General features: G+C 34.2%; 17 protein-coding genes and 3 pseudogenes. 8 read left to right on the top strand and 12 right to left on the bottom strand.

Features of this window, described 5'->3' with window-relative positions:
- The 3 genes and pseudogenes from QLG01_RS02300 to QLG01_RS02290 all read right to left on the bottom strand — a co-directional run.
- Positions 1–2,632: pseudogene (locus tag QLG01_RS02300) on the bottom strand (hypothetical protein); the annotation flags it as partial.
- Complete coding sequence (locus tag QLG01_RS02295; RefSeq protein WP_282495743.1) at positions 2,632–3,606, bottom strand: hypothetical protein; 975 nt, start codon at positions 3,604–3,606, stop codon at positions 2,632–2,634. The pseudogene QLG01_RS02300 and the gene QLG01_RS02295, both read right to left, overlap by 1 nt.
- Positions 3,607–4,097: 491 nt before the next feature.
- Positions 4,098–5,029, bottom strand: a pseudogene (locus QLG01_RS02290) (IS5 family transposase).
- A 164-nt stretch (positions 5,030–5,193) separates the two neighbouring features.
- Between QLG01_RS02290 and QLG01_RS02285 the strand changes: the two are divergent.
- Genes QLG01_RS02285 through QLG01_RS02275 form a run of 4 tightly spaced genes read left to right on the top strand, consistent with a single transcriptional unit; the run spans position 5,194 to position 7,931 of the window.
- Positions 5,194–5,436 (top strand): hypothetical protein, encoded by a 243-nt coding sequence (locus QLG01_RS02285; protein ID WP_282495742.1) that lies wholly within the window; start codon positions 5,194–5,196, stop codon positions 5,434–5,436.
- A complete protein-coding gene (locus QLG01_RS02280; protein WP_282495741.1) occupies positions 5,423–6,010 on the top strand; it encodes a hypothetical protein in 588 nt (195 codons plus the stop codon). The genes QLG01_RS02285 and QLG01_RS02280 overlap by 14 nt, the downstream gene beginning before the upstream one ends.
- On the top strand, positions 6,007–6,243 hold the full coding sequence (locus QLG01_RS19040) for an ABC-three component system middle component 6 (RefSeq protein ID WP_348994499.1): 237 nt from the start codon (positions 6,007–6,009) through the stop codon (positions 6,241–6,243). The genes QLG01_RS02280 and QLG01_RS19040 overlap by 4 nt, the downstream gene beginning before the upstream one ends.
- Entirely contained in the window at positions 6,234–7,931 is a 1,698-nt protein-coding gene (locus QLG01_RS02275; RefSeq protein ID WP_282495740.1) for a DUF2326 domain-containing protein, read from the top strand. Before QLG01_RS19040 ends, QLG01_RS02275 begins: the two co-directional genes overlap by 10 nt.
- Positions 7,932–8,047: 116 nt before the next feature.
- Here the strand turns inward: QLG01_RS02275 and QLG01_RS02270 are convergent, their stop codons facing one another.
- From QLG01_RS02270 to QLG01_RS02260, 3 genes are read right to left on the bottom strand one after another with little or no spacing between them, the layout of a single operon-like run.
- Positions 8,048–8,506, bottom strand: coding sequence for a hypothetical protein (locus QLG01_RS02270; protein WP_282495739.1), 459 nt, complete (start codon positions 8,504–8,506; stop codon positions 8,048–8,050).
- Positions 8,503–11,424, bottom strand: coding sequence for a site-specific integrase (locus QLG01_RS02265; RefSeq protein WP_282495738.1), 2,922 nt, complete (start codon positions 11,422–11,424; stop codon positions 8,503–8,505). Before QLG01_RS02265 ends, QLG01_RS02270 begins: the two co-directional genes overlap by 4 nt.
- Positions 11,425–11,426: 2 nt before the next feature.
- A complete protein-coding gene (locus tag QLG01_RS02260; RefSeq protein ID WP_282495737.1) occupies positions 11,427–12,797 on the bottom strand; it encodes a site-specific integrase in 1,371 nt (456 codons plus the stop codon).
- Positions 12,798–12,883: 86 nt separating this feature from the next.
- Here QLG01_RS02260 and QLG01_RS02255 point away from each other — a divergent pair.
- From QLG01_RS02255 to accC, 4 genes and pseudogenes are all read left to right on the top strand, one after another.
- Positions 12,884–13,747: pseudogene (locus QLG01_RS02255) on the top strand (DUF4113 domain-containing protein); the annotation flags it as partial.
- Positions 13,748–13,982: 235 nt separating this feature from the next.
- Positions 13,983–14,438, top strand: a complete 456-nt coding sequence (aroQ, locus tag QLG01_RS02250; RefSeq protein ID WP_004791768.1) for a type II 3-dehydroquinate dehydratase — start codon at positions 13,983–13,985, stop codon at positions 14,436–14,438.
- 17 nt (positions 14,439–14,455) lie between these two features.
- A complete protein-coding gene (locus tag QLG01_RS02245; RefSeq protein ID WP_004791766.1) occupies positions 14,456–14,875 on the top strand; it encodes a biotin/lipoyl-containing protein in 420 nt (139 codons plus the stop codon).
- A gap of 17 nt (positions 14,876–14,892) precedes the next feature.
- On the top strand, positions 14,893–16,263 hold the full coding sequence (gene accC, locus QLG01_RS02240) for an acetyl-CoA carboxylase biotin carboxylase subunit (protein WP_004791764.1): 1,371 nt from the start codon (positions 14,893–14,895) through the stop codon (positions 16,261–16,263).
- A gap of 47 nt (positions 16,264–16,310) precedes the next feature.
- Here accC and QLG01_RS02235 read toward each other — a convergent pair whose 3' ends face one another.
- The 6 genes from QLG01_RS02235 to QLG01_RS02210 form a co-directional block, all read right to left on the bottom strand.
- A complete protein-coding gene (locus QLG01_RS02235) occupies positions 16,311–16,814 on the bottom strand; it encodes a hypothetical protein (RefSeq protein WP_282495736.1) in 504 nt (167 codons plus the stop codon).
- A gap of 155 nt (positions 16,815–16,969) precedes the next feature.
- On the bottom strand, positions 16,970–18,136 hold the full coding sequence (locus QLG01_RS02230; protein WP_282495735.1) for an MFS transporter: 1,167 nt from the start codon (positions 18,134–18,136) through the stop codon (positions 16,970–16,972).
- A gap of 465 nt (positions 18,137–18,601) precedes the next feature.
- Positions 18,602–19,597: a spore coat U domain-containing protein gene (locus QLG01_RS02225; protein ID WP_282495745.1), complete on the bottom strand. Its 996-nt coding sequence runs from the start codon at positions 19,595–19,597 to the stop codon at positions 18,602–18,604.
- 23 nt (positions 19,598–19,620) lie between these two features.
- Positions 19,621–22,029 (bottom strand): fimbria/pilus outer membrane usher protein, encoded by a 2,409-nt coding sequence (locus QLG01_RS02220; RefSeq protein WP_282495744.1) that lies wholly within the window; start codon positions 22,027–22,029, stop codon positions 19,621–19,623.
- Between the two features lie 40 nt (positions 22,030–22,069).
- Positions 22,070–22,777, bottom strand: coding sequence for a fimbria/pilus periplasmic chaperone (locus tag QLG01_RS02215; RefSeq protein ID WP_282495734.1), 708 nt, complete (start codon positions 22,775–22,777; stop codon positions 22,070–22,072).
- Between the two features lie 83 nt (positions 22,778–22,860).
- Positions 22,861–23,388 (bottom strand): spore coat U domain-containing protein, encoded by a 528-nt coding sequence (locus QLG01_RS02210; RefSeq protein ID WP_282495733.1) that lies wholly within the window; start codon positions 23,386–23,388, stop codon positions 22,861–22,863.
- Positions 23,389–23,891 lie beyond the last annotated feature (503 nt).

Raw genomic sequence — 23,891 nt, 5'->3', positions numbered from 1 at the left:
TATCATTGCCAGAATCACCAAAAATCAAATCATTGCCAAGCTGGCCTAAAATAGTATCATTTCCAGCTCCTCCATAGGCAAAGTCAACTCCTGTTCCTAAAGAGATCTGATCGTCACCGCCTTCAGCCATGACAAAGTCATCGCCTTCATGAGTAATAATAATATTGTTTTTGATATTACCTATAGCCACATCTACAGACTTGGTTCCTAAAATATCATCAACATTGAAACGTTCAGTATAAGAAAGTGCATTGCTAGGTGCTGTACCACCAGAGTTACCACCTGAAACAGAATGATCTACCAGATGCATGGTTTTCTTATAGTAATCTTTACCATCACTTGTTTTAGTCATATCACCAGTAATCAGGAAGCGTGTAGCCCATGCTTCCTCAACTGTTCCATATTCATTTTCATAATAAACTTTACCTTGGTAAATTGAACCAACTACTTTAGACAATACAAAGTTCACTGCAGCTGTAACTATTGCTCCTCCTACAGGAGTAATGAATGGACTTACTGCCGCTCCGATATAACTCGAAATAGCAGCAATTGCAGCCTGTACTCCCAACATCGCATACTCAGAACTGTTTAACTTATAGTCTTGTATTAAACTAGTTGCTGTAGAAACAATTGCGGTAATCGCACTAGTACCCGCTGGAGTAAGAATAATTGTTCCATTCGCAGAAATTGTTGTTAAGCCAGGAACTGAATTGGCAACAATTGTATAATTAGCAGCTGTAGAAACCAAAGTACTAGCTGCCAAAGTTGCATATTGTGAAGAGTTATACCCTTTACCATCAACAATTGCTGAAGCAATAAACTGTGACAAGGTCTTAACTAAAACCTGCCCAATACCGCTTGTTATATGAGAACTATTGGTTCCAAATGCTGCATCACTTGTTTTTTGGAGAGCATCACCTGCTTGAGTTTGTGTAAATCTACCAGTGCTGTTTCCAATGAAAGTTTCAAAAGCAAGCCCACCAATTTTATCTTTTGCATAAGTTTCAAAATACTTTTTGACAAAAGAGTAAAGTAGTTCAGATTCAGACTTAGTTCCATTAACTAAATTATTGAAATTTTCAGCAAACCAAGCTTGTACTGCTGAATTAAGTGTATTGACATTAAAAATATTATTAAATAGCTCTTTAGCTCCGTTAAAAATATAATCAGCCCTCAGCTCCCATGACTCTTGTTGATCAATAGCTGTCTGAATAATTTTAGTAGTATTTGTTGCTGAACCAAGAGCTGTATATAAAGCGCTTAAATCCCCATTGGTACTATTTATTAAAGACCCTGTAATACCCATTTTAGTTAATAACTCATTTAACTGTAGGTCGGTTAATAGTACACTTTCATTATCTAAACTATTTGAAGCTGCTGTTAGTTCATATTTACCTGTTATAGAATTTTTTCTTGGAGCAAACTCAATTGAGCCTGAGTTAGTATGAACTACAATAGAGCTATTATGCCAAACAACATTATTATTAGCATCACGTACTCTATTAATATCAGTTGCTATAGTTTCATTTGTAGTAGTAATGGTTTTATATGTACGTGTAATTTCAGTAGTTAAGTTAGTGGTTTTTTCTAAAGTTCTGACACTCGAAATATTATAATTAGAATCAAGTTTTATTTCAATTTGATTACCATTAGCATCTGTATATTGTCTTTCTAATCTTCCATCATTATACATTCTAACAATAGCATCATTTCCATTTACTACTCCTTTAAACTCATATCCTATTCCTACCCCTAATGATGAATAACTTTCTACAACAAAACCACTCCAATCACCTCCAGCTTCGGGTAGAAAATTAGATTGAATAGGATTTCTAGAAATTACATTATTTCCAAACTTTTGTATTCTAAAATTTCTCTCGGTATTTAAAGCTTGCTGTATAGCATTAGGAGCTACCTCTATGGTACTTTTACCCAATGGTGCCACACCATTAATATATGTTCGATACCATTTTTTTGTTACATTATCGTAAGTATAATTATATCCATTATATTTAATTACATTTATATCTCTGTTTGAAAGAACAGATATTGATTCAAAAGCAGCTGCACCTTGCGTTAAAATCCAGTTTAGCCCTTCAGTATTTCCTATGTTTTCCTTATATTCCCAGAGAGTTAATGCTGCAGCCAAAGCAGTTGGTGCGCTTAACACCCTATCCCAGAATGCCTCTGCTCTAGCAGGTCCATTAACTCCTCCATCATTTAAAATATCCTGATAAACCTGCTCAAAAGTCCAAGCTTTAGCTTCTAAATGCATTTGTTCTACGAATACATTTGCATGATAGTCACGAATATCTTTAATTGATAAATCTAATGCATTTAATGCAGGATTTTTAAGATAATCTTGACGTTTAGCCAAATCTGCTTTCATTATAAGTATACCAGTATCCCACTGCTGTTGAGATGTTTGGCTAACTCCCATTTTACTTTTATAATAACTATCAAAATGGTAATTTGCAGATTGTCCTAAGAGGCCTTCATTAGTTACTACAGATAGAGCTAAGGTTGCATATCTATCACCTTTATTAGATAGAAATTTCCAGTAACTATATCTATCACCAGCTATAGCATATTTTTCAAGTTGAGTAATATCAGTAGAAGTTAAAGTTGCCATTAATTATTTTCCTGAAATGTTTTGAACAAATGTGTTATATTTTTTTCAATAGTTTCCCATTGTTGTAAATATAGGTCACTATAGTGAGCTTCTATATCAAGTGATAATTCTGGAATTTCAAAATAATGATCACAATGATATCTTTTAGGGTGAGAATAAGCTTTTAACTTTTCTTCAGTAACCACACTGGTTTCTGAACTACAATGAATATATGTCGTAATATGTCCACTATTATCTTTATTAAAAAAAACTTTATGTCTTTGGCTATCTTCGATGACATCGTCTGGATATTTTTTATCCCATTGTTTATGAACTAAAACCTTATAAAATCCACCAGGAACATTTGGCTTTAGACCCACAACTTCTATAAGCTTTAGATCTGGTCGTGGTTTTATTATCATGTAATTTAATAGCTCTTCATTCCAGAAAATAGTTTTAGTATGAAAAACCTGTTGCAATCCTAGACCTAAGCTACTGATAGGTAGACTATAGCCTTTTCTATCAAGATTCGTAGGTGTAACTCGCCAACTATTTACATTTAATCTTAAATAATGATTTTTATATACTTCTAAGTCTTCAGTACTTTTTGTTTCAAAAATATGTAGGTTTTTTAAATTCCTAGGTTCAAATTTTGGGAGTAAAACTTCAAAAAGCTCTTGGCAAGTATACACATCGCAAATTTTTTCTTTTCCCGCTTTAATCCTCTCTTTTCTTTTCTTTTCTTCTTCTTGTTTTAAAATTGGTTCAAAAATAAAAGTGCTGCCATCTATATAAGTAGCAGGAATATTTAATATCATTCCATTTGGATTAGTAGAAGACGGCCAAACTTGGCGTACATTTGGCGGATGTTCCAAGAACTTTTTTTGCCGTGCTTCTTTTGTTACTTCACCATATACACAATAACTAAGTAAACATACTGGTAAAAGCAGTAATAAGTATCTCTTCTTAAAAGATAATTTATTTTTTTTTTGCATTGAGGATATACTCAATAAAACGTGAATTCCATCACAAATAATACCAAATGTTTTTTTAATATTAAACTATTTTTTATACAGTTAAATTTTTTTAGATAAGTATTTCAAAAGGTTAATATTTATATTCTTTTTGAATAAAGATTTCCAAAGTATGCTATTGATTTATGGTTATCACAAATTACAATACGTGTATCGCTTGATGCCAAAGATATAGTCAAAAATTGGATCTATTCAGTCTCAACCAAAATAGAAGCATCATTTCTAATTAACTATAAAAATCTCTGATTTTATTAATGCAATGGTAGCTTCATAAATATCATGATAAGCGTAATGTTTTGAATATACGTTAGAAAGTTTTTGATAAAGCGCATAATCTTCTTTATGAATAAAGTTCAGTTCATTTTTAAGTTCTAATGATCTAGAAAAATAGATCATAAATGGCTTTGTTGCACAAAGATTTAAAAGTAAAGATTTCTCATATTTACTCAAATTTAAGTGATAACTCGGGTATGTGGTCTACCTAAGTCCGTAAATTTATTTAATACTGCCACACGTGCATGAATCTCATTGACTTGGCTTTGAAAATTTCTCGCACTGAGTTTATCCTCCAACAATTTGATGCAATGCATCTTGGTTTCAACCAAACTTCGCTGATGATAGCCTGACCATTTCTTCCAAATAGTTCTTCCTAAACGCTTAATTGTTCGAAGCAACTCATTGCGTTCTAGCGAGCCCATCTTTTTATCTTTCGATGGCTTCGCATTTTTTCTTGGTGAAATCACTGCTTGTGCTTGCCGATCCACAATGACCTGTCGGCACTGTTTGGTATCATAAGCTCCATCGGTATAGACGAAGTCAACTCTCTCATCTTCTGGAATCTGAGCAAGTAAATGACCAAGCACCTGTGAATCACTCACATTGTTGGTTGTGAGCTGAACTGCCCTTATTTGAAGTGTTTCGGCATCTATACCAATATGAAGTTTACGCCATTGTCGACGATATTCAGGCTGATGTTTCTTTCGTTTCCATTCACCTTCACCTATAAACTTTAAGCCAGTAGAGTCGACAAGTAGATGTAGTCCATCACTACTTTTTTAATAGCTGATCGTAATATCAATACGCTGTTGTCGTTTACAAATTGTAGTGTAGTCTGGCGCTACCCAATTTATCCTACAAAGACGGATGAGACTTTGAACAAAGCCAGTGACCATACGTAAAGACAATCGAAAGAGAGATTTAATCATTAGGCAGCATTGGATAGCTGCGTCGGAGTAAGTTTGATTATGTCCTTGTTTGCCTTTTGATGGGCATACCATTGCGTAGCAGGATCAAACCAAATGGCAATATTTCCACGATTAATGAGTGCTCGGTTATATGAAGCCCAATTGGTTGTACGATAAATTTTAGGTATAGGCTTATTCATTTGAAAATTATATTGTGGAATAAGCCTTTAGAGATAGGTTTGTGCAACAAAGCCCTTTCTATTTAATAACTTTAAAAATCAACATATACTTAATACAAATTAAAATTTATGTTAAGTTATGTATCTATAAAATAGATATATAATGAAACCAAAAGGGGGAACTAATGAGCACTCTTATAAGCTTTTTAAGCAATCCAGCAGTTGGAGGGGTAGCTTCAATATGTACAATCCTTACTACAATATGGGGGATAATACAAACAATACGTGTTAAAGAACTTTCGCAAGAAATTAATGATTTGAAAACAAGCAAACAGACTGATAACGACCAACGCCAAGTTACAACACATGATCGCTCTACATATGTTGAACAGGCAAATGATATAACTATCACTCATGGGCCAGACTGATATGTGTTCTGATCGTTCCACAAATATTGGTACGGCTCAAAGTGTTACCATTAATCAAGTAGCCCCAAATTTTCAAAGACGACCAGCTTTGATCTCTCAAGTTGTTAAGAGACTTTCGTCATTAACGCTTATAGATGAGACACCAAGTAATCAATTAGAAAACACTTACAATATTGAAGCTAAACTCGAATACAACCACGTATTTAAGTATCGTCCTTTAATTGAAGAGTATGGTGATTACGGACATAACGTCATAAAAATATTAAGTACGATTGATCAAGAAAAAATTGGATCAGAAAGAAAAATCTTAAAGTTAATTAATGACTTCTATAAAGAATGTATTGGCAACTTAAGAAGAATTGAGTCCTATTCAGAACAAAAAAGAGAAATTATAGAGGTAATTCGTTCAAACTCAGACCAAATAATAGAAGATGTAATTAATAAAACAATAACAGTTATTAACAACTCATCAAATGGTCAAGATATGGACGAAGAGGACCTGATCTTTGGAGTAAAATATATTGTGGGTCACGCTTTTATAGAGTGTAAAGTTCTGGAACGTCCTCAATTATGATCATTAATGAAGACCATCCAAATTTAAGCATCTATCGGCTTGGAGGAGACTTAATTAGTATATTAACTAACTCTCCATTAGAGAAATTTGATGTTTTATATTTATATGACTCATTTAAAGAAATTACTTCCAATGATATTAGTTTTAGCTACTTCATGTTAACCCTCGATTGGTTATATCTCCTAAACTTAATTGAATTAACAGAGAATGGAGATATCAAAAAATGTTATTAAAAAATCTTAAAATATTTTCTAATGGAATTGAAATTCGTAACATTCCATTTAAATCTGGCCTTAACTTAATTGTAGACAATGAAACTATTATAGGAACTGAATCTGGTAATAGTATTGGAAAAACAACTCTACTTCGCATTGTAGATTACTGTCTCGGATCAGATGGAAAAGATATTTATACTGATCCAGAGTTCAAAACTGAATATAATATTGACGTCTATAATTTCGTTCAAAATAATCAAGTATCAGCGAAACTTGAGCTAACACTTAAAAATGGCAACAGTATCACACTTGAAAGAAACCTTATTATAGAAGGTGATAAATATTATAAGATAAACGATGAAGAAATCAGTTCAATAACAAAGTATCGAGAAAAATTATCTGAATTAATTTTTAAAAATCAAGCATCAAAACCATCTTTAAGACAATTAGTTCCTAAATTTATACGTAGTGATTCTTCAAAAATGTCAAATACAATTATGTATTTGCATAAATCCACTTCTCCTCGTGAATATGAATCAATTTTTTTATTCTTATTTGGATTTCCAGAGCCTACTCTTTTTTCTAATAAAAGCAGCTTATCACGAGAACAAAAAGACTATGAAAAAAGACTATCTGCTTATGAGAAACCTCATTCAAAGAATGTGATTGAGCAAATGCTAAATGTTGTTAATGGAAATATTTTATCCGAAGAAATAAAAATAAATGAATTTCGCCTAAGTGATGCTTATCACCACGAGCTTGAAAATATTAAACAAATCAAATCTAAGATATCTAAACTTTCAACAACTATATCAGAAGTAGATCTACGCATAGACCTAAATCAACAAACGATCGAAGAACTCACTGATTCATCTAATGAAATCGATTCTGATTATATTAAAAATTTCTATGATGATGCAGCTATCTATTTACCAAATTTACAAAAGAAATTTGATGATGTCTTAAATTTTCATTCAAAAATGATTGAAAACAAAGTAAATTTTGTCCAAAAGTATCTCTCAAAATTGAACCTAGAAAGAAATATACTACAAAAAGATCTGGATAAAGCATTATTTGAAGAAAGTAGTTTATTACAAGCTCTAACTAATAGTGGGACATTAAATGATTTAGAAGTTATGCGCCTAGAATTAAACAGACTTCTTGAACAAAAAGGTGGATTAGAAGCCTCTTTACAAAAAATTGATGAAACGACCGAGCAATTACAGAGAATTTCTACAAATCTAGAAGAAATTAATGGAAAAATTGAAAGATATATCACTGATTTTACCGAGAAAGTTACTGTATTCAACACTTTTTTTTCTAAATACTCTAAAAAGCTCTATGAGGAAGAATACATATTTTCATATGAAAAGAAAGATAATGATGAGTTTTATAAGTTTAAAATAGCCAATATCAGTGGAAATGTTGGCGGTGGTAAGAAAAAAGGACAAGTAGCAGCATTTGATTTAGCATATATCTCATTTATAAATGAGGTCGGACTTTCATTTCCTCAATTTGTTCTACATGACAGTATCGAAGATATTCATGCTAACCAAATAGAAACTTTATTCAATCTAGCAAATGAAATTAATGGTCAATATATAGTTGCTGTACTTAAAGATAAAATTAAATTTCTTGGTGATGATTACATTAAAGAAAATACTATTTTGTGTCTAGATCAACATAATAAATTTTTCCTCATCTAACACCCTATAATAAAGTTTTTTATATGAGGCTTAATCTGGCTTTTTAGGTAAATATTTATAACTGTCAGATTAGGCCATAAATATAATAAGATTTTTTCTAACTCAAATATGATTAGTTAAATTTTTATTTGAAAATCCATAAGCTTTTCTCTAAGTTTTTTATTAATAGATAATTCATTTTTATTTTTTCGCTCACTTTCAATTAGTAAAAGTAGTAAATCATTTTTTGTTAATCTAGAAAGCTCTTTAATTTTATTAACTTCATATTTAGTTAAAGGTGGTTCAATTTTTTTAAAGCTATTTTTTCTCTTTTTATTTTTATTCTCTCTAGCACTTTCATATAGTTTTCGGCACTCTTCATTTCTCAGTATTGTCATGTGAGAAATTTTTAAATTAATATCATTAAACTTTTTTGATAACTCTACTGCTATATTTACAATAGCCTGTAAAGTTACTTTTGCATTCCTTTGCTGTAAAGTCTCAATTGATAACTTCACTATTTCTACACTTCGCTGTCTCTTTTTAGTATACAAGGCATCAAGGACAGATTTTTCTTCTACTGAATCTCTTTTCATATTTCACTCCCATCTAGATGCATTAACTTAATTTTTATTGGAGATATCTCTATATTTTCTGTATGTTCTATGCAATCCATCTCATGAAGCATGTCATCACAATTTGAAATCAACTTTGTTGCTTTTCTTTCTTCATGAGGTAAATTGTTAGCCTTTGCACCCTCTAACATTTTAATATAATGATCTTTATATTCTAATATTTGTTCTCTTTTTTGAGGATCAGGTACATTACCAAAACAACCAATACATGCAAAAGCAGCAGGACATGCATTTGCTACAGTACATCTTCCGCCAATAACAGGTGTTACAGCACCAATCGTATCCATAGCATCTTTAAGTTGCTTATTTAAATCCTCACTAGATCGTCGAAATGTTCGTCCAAGATCAATACGATTTTCAAAAATTTTTCTCTGAATATCAAACAACATAGTAGGTGTTGGAGCTGAATAATACTCAGTAACGCTAGTATCATGTTGTTTCATAAGTAACGCTAATACATCTATTGGAGTATTTAAAGACCTCATCTCTGTAGCAAAACTATGACGTAACAAATGCGTTGTTAAATTTACTTTTCCTCCTCGTTTATTTTTAAAATAAACATCAAAAAGTATAAAACTAAGGGATGCATTTATATGCTTAGATTGTAAATGAGAGTTATTAATTTGGAAAAGATAATTTGCTTTACCTACTTTTTGTCGTAGTGGAACTATCGGATTAATTTCCTCAAATTTACTATTGTTTTCAGAACTGTATTTCCACCAAGCATGCAGAGACTTCATACATTTATCATCAATATAATATGGTTCAACAGATATTCTGCCCTTAGGCACAGCATAGAAAACTATTGTCTCTGTATTATTGGGCAGTTTAACTTTTAAAAGATGTTTAGAGTCTAAACGTATCTGAAGTAATTCATTTACTCTTGCCCCTGTCTTAGTTATTATTTGAATAGAAGAATTTCCTATTAGGCAACATGTCATACATAAATCAATAGGAATGAATTCTAAATCTGTTTTATCTCTTAATACTTTAATCCAATTAGATATACTATGGCCTAAGAACTTACGGGGTAAATTATTAAATATCGTTCTACTTACCTCTATACTTTTTAAACCTATATCATTGCTCAAGTATCCAGCTGAAAGAAGTCTAGAAAACCAGTAAAAACTTTTATCTTCTGTATAGCTATTATCATAAGTTAAATAGTATTTATCCATATCATTGGATGGATGATTATCTGTTATATTCTTATAAAAATCAGTTTTTTCAACTTGCTGATGGTATTTTTTTAATGCAACTCCATTCCATAAGAGTAAATTAAAATTAACTACCTTTATCGCAAAGTCCTCCGTCATAATTTCTTCAGTCAACTGAATTTTTATTGGTAACTCTTTACCGTCTTTAGCTGCTTTCACAGCCTCCAAATATGCTAAATATAATCTATTGACCTGATGGTATCTTCTCTCTGTTAACTCTCTTAAATGATAAAATTTTTCATGAATACCACTTACATTACTCTTTCTTTCTGATTTTCTATTATCTTCATTAACTTTTCTTACATTTGATTCTCTCCAGAATAAATCATCAACCTCAATTATTTTAAATTCATCAAAAATTTCTTTCTGTTCAGAAGTTAACTTTTTAAAAAAAATTTTCTGTTTTTTTATTAGTCTAAAGTAAGCTTCGAAAAAATATATTTTATAATTCTCACTGAAATTTGGGAAAATTTCACCTAAAAACATATTCTTATAAAAGTTATGCGGATCAAACTCTTTAAACTCACTAATCCCCATTTCATAAAGATACTTATCTAACCTACTAAAATATGATTTATCATTCACTCTATTACTATCAGAGATAGCTAAGGAAAAAAACGCAATATTTCTCAGAGTATCATTTCTTATATTAACTAATAATCGTAGCTCACTATTATTAAATGATTTTCCAAATGACTCACTTTCAAGAAATGTTAAAGGGATGAATTTTAACTTATCATCAACTTTATTTAAGACCTCTTCAAGAGAAATATCTTCCCATTTTTTCTTGTGAGTAAGTGGAATATTGAGTTTTTCAGACCAATAATCCAAAGTCTTTCGAATTAATTTGTCACCACTGCCACTTAATTTTTGTACTTCAGTATAGTTTGGCTGTCTTCCACTACGATAAATAAAATCAATATGGACCCATACCCATTTACGGAATAGTTCTATACGGAATTTATGATTATTCAATAAAGCTCTTAAACTACGAAAATTTCTGCACCATTCTTCATAAGTTAAATTATCATCAACCTCTTGGGTTAAAAGATGATCAACTATAGAATTAATTGTATCTTTCAAGTATAAAGCAACCAACTGATCTGAGCATTGGATCTGCTCTGCAATTGTACCCAATGTTATAATCTTCTTTTTTTTATAAAGCTGGTTAAAAATTTCTATTACTCTAGGTCGAGCACTACCATAAGGTAATATCTGCTCACGTGGCTGTTTTAGATTTTTATTTCTATACCAAGTGTCTAAAGCTTTTCTAATTAGGAAAGTATGGCTACCTGAAATTGCTCTAACATTAGTGAGAATCGGTAATTTACCAGAGCGATAAATATGATCAATATGAATAGTCACCCATTTGAAAAAAAGCTCATTTCTTTTTGTTGTATTCATCAAAAAAGCTCTTAATGTTAAGAATTCTTTCCTCCAACTTTCATATTCTGAATCATTAGTAACTATTGTCTCCAACAAATTATCGCTAACTTCATTTATATATTGAGCAGTAATACTAGAGATTGATGAACTACAATGTCCACACCTAGCCATAACATCTTTTTTATTAAATGGTTGCCCCTCGGCATGAAGATTTTTTATAGCATTTAGTACTAAAAATCGCTTGGTTTCATTTGTAGTAGGAATTATTCCACTCATAGTCAGTTACTCCATAACATTTCATTAAGCATCATGGTCATCTCCGACTCATTTTCATCCGAGCCTAGCTCTTCCATTTTCTTACTTATTAAATTTTCTATTTTTATTTTGTCTTCTATTGTATTGTGAAGTTGGTTAGCAAAATTAGGTAAATCAGCATACTGTATTGAATGGTCGTAAACAGAAAACATATCACTTTTCCATGACATCAATAATCGTAACATGTGCTTATTCTTTTCTAACTCCTCCTCAGATTTTGATATATCTTTAAGATTTTTGACCGCCATAGTGACGTACCAATGTCTAACCTGATGAATTCTCAGTTTTATTCCTGCTTTTAGTAAAGCAGGAGACCAGAAATGGCTTCGAAAATAATCTTCAGAAAACTTAGTATTAATAGACGTTATAAATAGTGGAGTTTCATATGCTATAGATACCGGCATATTCATTAGATCTTTTAATTTCCAGCTATGTCTGTCAACTAGACATCTTTCTGTATCAACATACTTTCGTAAGATTTTAACTGTTCTATCAGAAAGATATAAAGTTTTTGTTCGAACCCCAAAACTGCCTTTATTTATTGCTTTTATTTCCCGGCCAAAACCAGAATGTTGCCAATCACCTATAGTAATTTCACACGCTTCATGTACTCTACAACCAGTATCAAATAATATATGTACTAAAGCAAATTCACGCATACTCCATCCCCAGCTCTCTCCAGCAGCGAATACCGATTGTTGCAATAAAGGATCACCAATTATTGTTGGCCGCCAATCTGCCCTTCCATTAATTCTAAAATAAGAGGCTGACATTCTTTGATTCTGAAAATTATCTACTCCACTCGCTGCGGGCATAGGAGACCGGCCTAGTACTTTTTTGAAATCACCTATTCTTTTATTTCTCTCTGCCTGAATTAAGGCTTTAGCATTATCACCAATCATGGGATTCTCATACTCGTAAAAATTAGCTTTTTTCATCACTCGATAAAAGGAAGTAAGTGCAGCTAGTAGATGATTCAAGCTTTTTTTGGGAGCTAAAAGAGTGGTTTTAATAGTTTGCACTTCAAAACCTAGTTTATCGTTCCTAATTTGTAGTGAGCATTTGAGTTGTGTTTTTAAAAAGTAGGAGACCAATTCCCTCACTTGTAAGTTATCTCCCATGAAACTCCACCCTTGTCTAATAGCTATCACATCTGTTTCAGCCCAATTAACAAATGCAACTAACTCTCTAATATAAGTTTGTACTGTCTTTGAAGAGTAATTATTTTCTATAGCTTTGAAATAAAACATCAACTCTAAATTAGGTATACCAAACTCATCGACGATGTGAATTTTATATTTTTCGCCACCTTTTATAATTTTATATTTGGACATCATTCCACTCCTTGGTTTAGTAACACATGAGTAAACATCTTTATCTTATATCTAAAAACAAAATTAAGTAATTTCTTACTTACATAGCTAAGTTAGCCAATCACTATGCTAAAAAAATTAAAAGCTTTAAGGGAATTTGTAATTTCACTACTTTAGATCCCCTACTGCTTGAAGACCTCATGCAACAAACTTCTGTCAAAGAAGTGTGGGGAATTGGCTATCAATTGGTCAAACAATTACGAAGCTATGAAATTTATTCATGCCTAGACTTAACTTTTGCCAATGAACACCATCTAGCAAAAGCTTTCTCTGTGGTTATGGCACGTACTATTCGTGAGCTAAAAGGCCAATCCTGTATCCAACTTGATGATCCTGCCATCTTAACAAAACGAATTTTAGCATCACGAAGTTTCGCTCAAGCTTTATCCAGTATTGAGATTATTAAACAAGCGCTTATCTTTCATCTCAACCGTGCTCATCGGCGTTTAATGAAACAGGAACAGCTGTGTGCCTGTATTCAAGTCATGCTTTATGAAAAAACAGATAAACCACCTTATAAAAAAGCATCATCTCAAGCGATAGGTTTAACATATGCAACAGATGATCTATGCATATTAACTAAAGCAGCCATGCAACAAATTGATGTTTTATATAAAGAAAATAAAAAATATATTAAGATTGGAGTCTTATTTTGTGGTTTGCATGCCCGTCAACATCACATTGATGACTTATGGCAACCTCTTGAGTTAATTCAGCAAAGACAACAACTCATGAAAACCCTAAGTACAGTTCGTAATCGATTCGGCAGTCACTATCTACAAGTCGGTTATCATTCCCGTAGTCCATCTTGGCATATGAAACAATGTCACCGTTCAAAAAACTATCTAACTCGATGGAATGAGCTACTTATAATTGGAGAGAATTCGACAGCCGTTACACAAAATACATGAACTGTTTTTGTCAATTCAGTTTAAAATGAGCTTCATTAAATTACTTGAAATTTTGTCATTTTTTAACATTGCTAAATCATCGCAAAATTTACAATATATAAGCCGAATTTGGTATACCCTTTCTGCGACAATTAAAACAAATTATAAAAAAATTGTAGAAACATATGCCATAATAAGCAAACTTTGCAGACATCTTGCAAAGAATATTTGCAACTTTAGAGCTGGAGCAATCTGAATGAGTTCGACCATTTTGGTGATTCATGGACCGAATTTGAATTTGCTGGGAAAACGCGAACCAGAAGTATATGGTCATCTTACCTTAGGTGATATTAACCAACAACTCGTTATCCAAGCTCAAAACGCATCAATTACATTAGACACTTTTCAAAGCAATTGGGAAGGTGCCATTGTTGACCGTATTCATCAGGCACAAACCGAAGGCGTAAAACTTATTATTATTAATCCTGCGGCCCTCACCCATACTTCCGTTGCTCTACGCGATGCCCTACTCGGCGTTGCCATTCCATTTATTGAAGTACATTTGTCGAATGTCCATGCAAGAGAAGCATTTAGACATCATTCATATTTATCCGATAAAGCAATTGGCGTGATCTGTGGTCTTGGTGCAAAAGGTTATAGTTTTGCACTCGATTACGCTATTGAAAAAATTCAACCATCTAACCCAAACTAGTTTAGGAATAGTCGCCCATGGATATCCGCAAAATTAAGAAACTCATCGATTTAATGATTGAGTCTGACTTGCAAGCGATTGAAGTTAAAGAAGGTGATCAATCAATCGCTTTAACTCGCCGTAGTCCAGTCGTTGCTGCGGCTGGTGTAGCACTTCCGGCAGCTCCTGTTGCAGCAGCACCAGTTGCAAAAACACCACGCGGAGCAGTTGAAACTTCTCCAATGGTTGGCGTGTTCTACGCTGCTCCAAGCCCAGGCGAAGCACCATTTGTTAAAGTAGGTCAAACTGTATCTGCTGGTGAAACTTTGGGTATTATTGAAGCAATGAAAATCATGAACCCAATTGAAGCAACTCAAAGTGGCGTGGTTGAAGAAATTTTAGTGAAAAATGGCGATGTAATCCAATTCGGTCAACCTTTATTCCGTTATCGCGCGTAATTACCTCGGGGACGTCTATGTTGCAAAAAGTTTTAATTGCAAACCGTGGTGAAATCGCTTTACGAATTACCCGGGCTTGCAAAACATTAGGAATCAAGACTGTTGGTATCTATTCAGATGCTGATAAAGATTTGATGCATTTACGTTTTGTTGATGAAGCAGTATGTATTGGTCCCGGTGCAAGTAGTGATAGCTATTTAAATATCCCGGCAATTATTACTGCTGCAGAAATTACCGGTGCCGATGCAATTCATCCCGGCTATGGTTTTCTTTCAGAAAATGCTGAATTTGCTGAAATTGTAGAAAGTTCAGGTTTTACTTTTATTGGTCCACGTCCAGAACACATTCGCCTTATGGGGAACAAAGTTTCTGCGATTGTTGCCATGAAAAAAGCTGGTGTACCTACTGTACCTGGTTGTGACCATGCTGTAACCATCCACAATGCCCTTGCAGAAGCTAAAGAAATCGGTTTCCCGCTTATTGTTAAAGCGGCATCTGGTGGCGGTGGACGCGGTATGCGTATTGTTGAGCGTGTAGATACACTACTTGAATCAGTTCAAGCAGCTCAGCGCGATGCAGAAATGTGGTTTGGTGACGATACCGTTTACATGGAACGTTTCTTACAGAAACCTCGCCATGTTGAAGTACAAGTTCTTGGTGATGGTAATGGCCATGCGATCCATTTATATGACCGCGACTGTTCATTACAACGTCGTCACCAAAAAGTGTTAGAAGAAGCACCTGCTCCAAATCTACCAGAGCAAGCTCGAGCTGATATCTTAGAAGCATGTGTTCATGCATGTCAGTTAATGCAATATCGTGGCGCTGGTACGTTTGAATTTCTATTTGAAGATGGTGAATTCTTCTTTATCGAAATGAACACTCGTGTTCAGGTAGAGCACCCTGTTACTGAAATGGTTACTGGTGTTGATATTATTGAACAACAGTTGCGTATTGCAGGCGGCCTAGGACTAGAGCTTCAACAAGAAGACATCAAAGTTAATGGTCATGCAATCGAATGTCGTATCAATGCTGAAGATCCAACAACTTTCTTACCTTCACCAGGTAAAATTGAAAGTTTCTATGCGCCAGGCGGTGCTGGTATTCGTTTAGATTCTCATATCTACCCAGAATATAGCATTCCACCTTACTATGACTCTATGATTGCTAAACTGATTTCTCATGGTAAAGACCGTGAAACATCACTTGCACGTATGCGTCAAGCGCTAGATGAAATGATCCTTACAGGAATTAAAACTAACATTCCTCTGCATAAAGATCTCATTTTGCAAGATAAGAGCTTCTGTTCTCAAGCAATGGACATCCATTACCTTGAAAAGCACTTGTTAAAGCAATTGGAAGAAAAGAAAAAAGCTGAAACTGCATAATAAAAAAAGCCTCTTATACGTAAGAGGCTTTTTTTATATCCATTACTTTATGGTAGGACTCTACGTAAAGTCGCAAAACACTGCTCACCCTTAGCGGTTGAACAGAAGTTGATAGTATGGTCATTTTTCCACTGTACAAAATACTGAGAAACATCACCTGTTTGATCTTGTTTCTGACCTGAACAATCTACTTTATTATTATCAAATTTAATTTGCATTACTAAAGCAGCTAACTGCTCTTTAGGGTCATCAGATGGTTGATATTCATATAAGCCATATGACCATTCTTGACCACTTTTGATCACAACATCATTACTACTACGGAAGTTATAATATTCTACACATTTCTTATTATTTGGAATTTCCATTCCCCATAATCCCATAATTTCAGGACGCGTAACAATACGTATAGCATTAGGATTACTTGCAGTCCGAGCGGGTTGTTCGGCTGGCTGTTGAGTAGCCGTTTCTGCCACAGCTAAACCAGAACAAGCCCACAATAATCCAATAATATAAATATTTTTCATAGATTTATTAATCATTAAACGCATGAAGTTAAGTTAGCATATTTTTTGACAAAATCACTGCTCCATAACCATATAAAAACAATATTTTTCAACTGTAACGTGCTACAACAAGTCATCAAACAATTTTATATTTACTTGCTTTCTTCAATATAAATTCTTTGTTTTATATTATCTCAAGCTTAGGCAGCTGAAGAATTGACTTGTTTCGGAAGCCACATTACAAAGCACAAACCTAACAGTACAACCACGCTGGCACACATAAAAATGAGTTCACCAGAAAGAATTTTCCAGAAATGCCCAGCCAGCACACTACCAAAAGCTACACCCAGCCCCCACATGGTACTGTAAAGAGCTTGTCCACGCCCTTGCTGTCCAGCAGAAAAGTTTTGAAAAATAACTCTCATTGCAATTAAGTGAAATAAACCAAAACTAAAAGCATGCAAACACTGTGCAAAAAGCTGACCAACAAAGTAATGTGAAAATAGTGCAACAAGCATCCAACGTATGCTCGTCACTAGCAGACACACAACGACTAAACTACGCCACGAAAAACGTTGAAAAATCTTTGAGGCAATTGAAAACATAAAAATTTCAGCAAAAACCCCCATTGCCCATAAAAATCCAATTTCAGTCGTACTGAAATTCAAAGATTTCAGAAAGTTACTATAAAAACTATAAAAAGGTGCATGTGAAAAAAGTAAAATAAATTCAATTGTGAAAAATGCAGCTACTGTTGGGCGCTTTAATACAGGAAGTAAAGGCTCTAACTTTTTCTGTGAAGTAGGCGCACCATCCGGTTCTCGAATGGTAAAAGACCAAATAAATGCTAATGAAGCAATAATTAATAATAAAATTGGAAGCAGCGAAATAGGTACTATTTCCAGAAGTGCACCAATAACAAAAACACCGACAATAAATCCAACAGATCCCCACTTACGAATTTTGCCATAAAGTTTAGCTTTTTGATCACCCAACCAAAATAAAGTAACCCCTTCAAATTGAGCTAAAATAGCATTTTGGAAGAAGCTAAAAATAAGCATGAGTAAAGCTATGGATTGAAACGTATTTGGTACTATAAAAATAGCTAACCATATACATGATTCCATCCAAGTGGCCAGCCGCACTAACAGCATTCGCTTACCAGATTTGTCGGCAACCCATCCCCACACTAAAGGCGCAAAAAAACGAGTTACAATCGCAATTGATGATAAAACACCAATTTCTTGATAATTAAACCCTTGATCTTGAAGATATAAATTCCAATAAGGCATGAACGTACCAACAATGGAATAGTAAAAAAAGTAGAATCCGCCGAGTCTGGTTTGGATTGTAAGTGGTTGGAACAAGTTGTAAACCTTAGTAGTTTCAATAGGTTAAAATTCGAGATCATTGTATATTCAAAACATCCCAACCGTGCAATTTTAACACTTTGTTTCCAATACAAATAACTAAATTATTAATAACCAATTTCGCCTCTAAAAGCTTTTTTTATTGATAAGAAAGACTAAATGAATATAAGACAACTGTAATTTAATTTGTACAATCTGTTAACTTGTGTAAAAATACATTTAATATTCATAAGGTATTTATTCATCAGATGTTTTTTCTTATTTTTTTAATTTGCCTTTTTCTATTTTTACTTATTCTAAAACAACATTACCGTTGATCACCTTTTTACGTCTATCTTTTCTTTAAAAGCTTTTACACCATCTTCAAATTAGAACAATTAAAAAATCAAATCTAAATCTCATGACTATTCGCATGAGCAAGCCAATATAAAAACAGACTCAATATCAAATTCCAACAGATTATTAATAGGTTACTGTAACAACTATCGTATCTGAGTAATTACCAGGGGTTGTTGAAATAGCTGTACCCTGCGGAATTTTCCCATAGACATTTGTACTTTGGGCACTGCCTGAGCCTGTTTTAGAAACACCTCCAGAACCTCCAACTGCGGTTACACCACCAGTGGTGTCCCACACCGTACCATAAGTTGATTCCTGATATAGCTGGTAAGGGATATATTGACTACTACCATTTGTCATACGCCTAAAACCGCCAGCAATACGGTTAATTCCATCACCCAAATAAATGCTATACGGCGTTCCATAATTACAGGTCGAATTTATAGCTCCTTGCGCAGTATAATCACGACTCGCCGTACCAATATCATTGATATTACCAAAATCAACATTTGATGTGGAATCTAATTGGCACAAACTCGGTACAACATAATTAGCAGTGATCGTGGTATTGCCTGAGTCCCATCCTCCACCACTATTTCCTTCACAGACAGTACTAGAGCTTGCTTGCATATCCCAAAAAAGCTGAACTGTACCCGTATATGTCCCTTTAGGATAGGCAATAAGAGACCCTGTGCGGGCTGGGACTTTCACATTTACCGAGTAACTAATAATATTATTTGAAGCGACCGTTCTCACTGGACCATACCATACATTTGAGGTTTGGTTGGTGGTAGAAGATCCAGCCCCACCTACAGTTGCAGTGACCGTATAAGGTAATGAAATGCTGTTATTAGTATTTGTGGTTCCCGTAAATACGGTTTTCATACACATATAACCTGAAATTTCAGGAGTAGTACGCCCTCCAAGACAGCTAATTGTGCCAGAGAAGTTAATGTTTGCGTCACTATTAATAGTGGCAGCCGTATAAGTATACGTACTATTAGTTGTTCCTGTTACCGTACAAGCCGCATGTGCAGAGCTAAAAAATGCATATAATATAAAAAACAGAACAGGTGCTAAAATATACTTTATGGCCAATGAAAACTTTTCACTCTTCATCCAAAAACTATGACTCGCAGTAGTTATCGACATACATAAGGCCCCAATTTTTTAGCACTGTATTGCTTATTTTCATACGCAAAATTAACTTGGCATGAGCCATGATCCAAAAGATCGACTTCAAGCTTGTTTTGTTTTAATAGGTTTTGAATAAATACTTCACCATCGTAGCCAACTACACCATTTTGTTGCTCATTAATTCGAACCGTATAACCCGGTAATAAAGGTGAATTGTTGGCATCAACAAGTTTCACTAATCCAGAAATGACCTGATGAGCGCCGAAGTCAATCAAAGCTCCTTGGCGATAACCTACAAATGCTGTTTGGTTAGTGGATTTAACATCCCACTCTAAAGGTAAATATGATGGATCTAGATAGATATGATGAAGCTGATAAGGTCTTAAATTTGCAATTAAGAATCGACCGGTTCCATCAGTTGCTCCTAAATTTACCCCACCATTTAAAATTTGGCTTTGTGGCCCAGCATTGGTTACGACTGCGTAGCCATCTCCAATTTCATTGGCTGCAAAGACTCGTCCTGCTGCTGCAACCAATGATCCTGTCGCTGAAACTGCAACTTGGTCGTTATCCCCAATTCGATTGTATCGACCTGTCAGGTAAGCTGCACGAGCACGGTAAGAGGCATAGACCGATGCATTGTTTTGATTCGCATCCTGATCACGCTCAACATAGCCTCCCCATCCAAATGCACCGATTTGTGGATCGCTAAATCCATTTATTTCTTGTCTATAGGTTGTTTTACCACTTTCATTAGAAATACTTGTAATCGCATTGACTCGGCTAGATGGTGTATAGCGCAGCGCAAAGTAAATACCATAGTCTTTTTGGTTTTCATAATCTTTATAAGCTGATGCATAAAAGCCCCAGTTTTTGTTCAGGCTTCCGCTTAAATTGGCAGACACTAACTTGTAAGAGTTGTCGCTATATTTGATCTGGTTATAACCCAGATAGGCGCTATACCCTTCGTAAAAGTTATAGCTCATTCCTGCCCTAAAAATCTCATCTGCCAGTGCACTGTAGCTCAGGTAGTTCTGCGGCTCAGAAGTCATCTGGTTATCTTTTAAATATCGAACTTGAGACACACGGGCAAGGTCAAAGTAATTATCAAATACCTTACGATAACTGGTATTAAACGAAATATTTTTACTAATACGCCCTTCTAAACCGACTAGAGCAGAATAACCGTTTTCATCTTTATACTGGCTCGCTGCGATGTCAGCATTAATCACCCCAAAGCCAAATAGATTCTTGGCAAAACCCGTGCCGAGATTTGATAAACCATCTGTTGAAGCCTCTGCACCACCACTTAAGGTCAGTGAGTTGCTGTAACCGTATCGAATCGCTCCCGAAGCAAAAGTGGCATTATCATAATCGTTTGAAAACAGTCCGTAGTTATAGCGTGGAACACCCACATCTACTGAGAATTCATTAATGCCTTTTGCCAGAATTTTGGATGAAAAATAGTAAGCCTGTTTTGTAATGCTCTGCTGACCCGTTGCATCGGTAGTCACAAGAGTCACTTCATTGCCTGAAATAAACGGGAGCTGCTTAATGTCAAATGGACCTGAAGGCACAAGCCCTGAATAAATCTTTTGCTGGTTAACGTATAAATCTAGTGTTGACGGAAGTGCTGCTGAACCGGAAAATTGTGGTAGCGCCGAGGTAACAATATCACCTCGTTGAGTATAAGCACTCGACCACTGGAAACCCGCCAGACGTACACTGCTACCCCAGTCAGAACTATTGGAAATAAAATCCCCTAAGGTATATATCCTGATTTTTTCAGGGTCTACGTACTGCCACTTGCTCTCTAAGCGCACCCATTTTTCATGGCTATAGCTATTTTCATTACTACCGTTGTATAAAACGCCCGAAGAAAAGTTACCAATTGCGCTGTTAAAGATTCCTTCTGCCGAACCTGAGAAAACATTCTCGTCATTGGTTATGGTGTTATACAAACTATAGTTCAGAATAGCTGCGTTTAAGGGCTTCATTTTTAGCAAATGAGGGCTAGTAATCTGCTGGCCATTTAAGTCAACTGAATAATCCGTCAACATGTTCGACGGAACTTGTAAATTTAGAGCCTGCTCATTCTCTAGATATTTAAAACGGATTCCTTTTAGTTCATCAATACACACCCATTGGTTATCAGGAGTCTGCTCATCCATTTTCACCCTTAAAACTTTCAAGTCACGAGAACGGATATACAGCTTTCTATCTTGATCTTGGCGCACCGAGATCAAATCTGTTGAAATACTCGAATTAATAGAAATCTTTAAGAAAAGCTGTGTATACGCCTTATCAGAAATGAATACCTGATGAGAAGAGTTTGTAACTTCCGGAATACTTGGTAAAGCAGCATTGGTGCTATCTTGCAATGATTCCGCAAAAGCATGAATCGGCAAGTACATAACACATAAGGCACTTACGAGATATTTCATGTGTGCCTCTTTAAAGAGATGTTTGCTTACCGTTAATATTCAATGAAATATTATATTTATGATCCGTTTGAAATTTAAAATCAGGGCTAATATTAAAATTTCTTGCTTTACCAGCAAGAATATAACCATTCACCGTATTTACTTTAATGGCATAGCTTTTATTCGCTGTTGTATCAACAAGCGTTAAATTGCTTAAAAGTGCATGTCGATTTCCAACATTATTAATTATAAGAGAGGAATTATTTTGCTCTTGTTGTATTGACCAAGTAAGTTTAGTAATTGCATCTTTATTGACTACAAATAAAGGCAATGACGAACGTAGTAGTACATTAATTCCCTGGTCCACTTTACGGTTATCAATCGGTTTTGGTAGTTCATCAATAATAATACGATAGGTTTGCTCACCAGAAACTGGTACTGGATTAATTCTAACTACACGTAAGTTATAAGAATCATTAGGTTGTAATTTTAAAAATGGTGGACTAACCGCGATCTCATCTGTAGGTATTAATTGATCTTGCCCAGCATTTTGGCGCCATTCAAATACACGTACCTGCAAATCACTACTTTCATTTGACTGGTTATATAAACTAATTGAAGAAGCCGATTGATCGCTTAATATTTCAACACTTACAGGCGAAAGACGAATTGATGCAGCATTCAGCATACTAGGCAAAAATAACAATAAACTTGTAGTAACAAAGATATTTTTTCTCATGATTTGCCCAGAACGACTTTTCTCAAATTAGGCTAGCTCTCTAAATCAAGAGCTAGCAATGACACAATAAAACTTATTAAAAATTAGTAAGTCACTGTTACTGTTACTGTGTCAACATAGCTACCAGCACTCGGTAAAGTTGAGCCAGCAGGAATACGACCATAGACGTTAACTGTTTGTGGCGCACCAGTACCAGTACCGCTATAAGCAGTAGTTGCAATACCAATTGCTGTTGCACGGTTAGTGTCAGAGAAAAGGTTGTAAGGAATATATTCGTTGCTAGTTGCACCACCAATCATACGACGTTGAGTCGTTTGAGCATTTTTGCCAGCATCAAAAGCTAAAGTCCATGGCACAGTGTTGTTACATAAAACTTTAATTGCAGTACCACCTGTCGTTGTGGTGTCTGCATCTACGTTGCTCGCAAGAGAACTTAAAGTACCAAAATCTAAAACTGCGTTAGCTGTTGTACCTGTAGCTGAAGTATTCAATACACAGCTATTTGTAATTGTTGCTTTAACAGTCAAAGTACCTGTTGCAGTTGCAGCATTTGCCGCATTGATAGACATTAAACCCAAAGTAATTAATGATAAAATGAGAGACTTTTTCATGGTTAAAACCTTTTTACATTACGCCAATAAAATTAATAGATGTAAAAACTAGCCTTCCCCATCACAATCACTAGCTTTTCTGATTGTTTTTTCAAAGCGTTATTTTTTTACTCTACTTACGGCGCATAATACAAAAAAACAACAAAAACACTAACATAACTTTCATTCTAAATATCAATTAATAATTCAACTTCTGATGAATTTCTCAATTATAAAAATTTTTATGGTTTATCATGCTTTTTATAACGATTTTCGATACTTTTATCTAACTTTTGTTAGTTTTACTAAAAAAAGTATAGATTTTCATTAGTTAAAGTTTACCATCACTTTTAGTATTTTATATTTTTTTAATTTTTGGTAAAAAAAGTATGAACAAAAAGTAAGCTACTGATTGTTCTATATATTTTAAATGAATAAGAAAAGAATATTTTATGAATAAGAAATCTAAGTAACTTATCGATATTTCTAAGATTTTTAAGAAATTACACAGTTTTCCTCTAAAA

It is taken from the genome of Acinetobacter sp. V89_4, assembly GCF_029967875.1.
Lineage (GTDB): Bacteria > Pseudomonadota > Gammaproteobacteria > Pseudomonadales > Moraxellaceae > Acinetobacter > Acinetobacter oleivorans.
The sequence above is the reverse complement of the archived record's forward strand: the minus strand, read 5'-3'. Positions and strand labels throughout refer to the sequence as shown.